Source organism: Noviherbaspirillum galbum, assembly GCF_010974945.1.
Taxonomy (GTDB): domain Bacteria; phylum Pseudomonadota; class Gammaproteobacteria; order Burkholderiales; family Burkholderiaceae_D; genus Noviherbaspirillum; species Noviherbaspirillum galbum.
This window is the reverse complement of sequence record NZ_JAAIVB010000060.1, coordinates 1-678: the sequence shown is the minus strand read 5'-3', so window position 1 is coordinate 678 and position 678 is coordinate 1. Positions and strand designations below refer to the sequence as shown.

Here is a 678-nt window from a genome sequence, read left to right as displayed (position 1 = left end):
GGGCGCTACAAGCAATGTTGCAACCATTTTCAGATGTCCCACCTGCAGCCGTTTTCAAATGTCCCGGTTATGCATCGGGGTTTCCAGCAAGCAGCCGCGACAGCGGAATGGACGTAAGGGCAGGGCACGGCTTCCCTACCTCGACCACCAGCAAGATCACCGCGCACGACGCGCTTCAATGCAGCAAGTTGCTGCGTAGCGCCCGTTCCACATCCTGCGCATCCAGTTGGCGTTGCCGTTTCTTCCCCGGCACTGCCTTCCCATGAGCCGGCCTCTGTCCACGATTGGTCCGTGCCGGCACATCGCCTTGACTGCGGCGGTCATCACGTTGTTGCTGCACCGCCTGGACCACCTCCAGCACGTGCCCGAGCCGCTTGTTCTCGACGATTGCGCCCTGATCCACCTGAGGTAAGCGATCATAGGTAACGTAAGGAACGCTGACACCCGCGGCGCGAAACTCGATCCGTCCATCAGGATATTCGTAGATATCAATGTACTTGCCGATCAGCTTGCGATTGGCCCGCGTGTCTTCGATCAGATAGATCGTCTTGTCGTATTGCAGCGTCAGCACGTGCGATACCTTGCGTTGTTCGCGCCAGGTAAAGACTGTGTCCAGATCCTCGCTTGGCAGCAGCGGGCGATGCGCATTCCAATCGTTGCGCGGCGGTTTGGCGAAGC

1 pseudogene is annotated in these 678 nt (G+C 58.8%); it reads right to left on the bottom strand.

Annotated elements, in window-relative coordinates:
* Positions 1-175: 175 nt before the first annotated feature.
* Positions 176-678, bottom strand: a pseudogene (locus G3574_RS17510) (ISNCY family transposase); the annotation flags it as partial.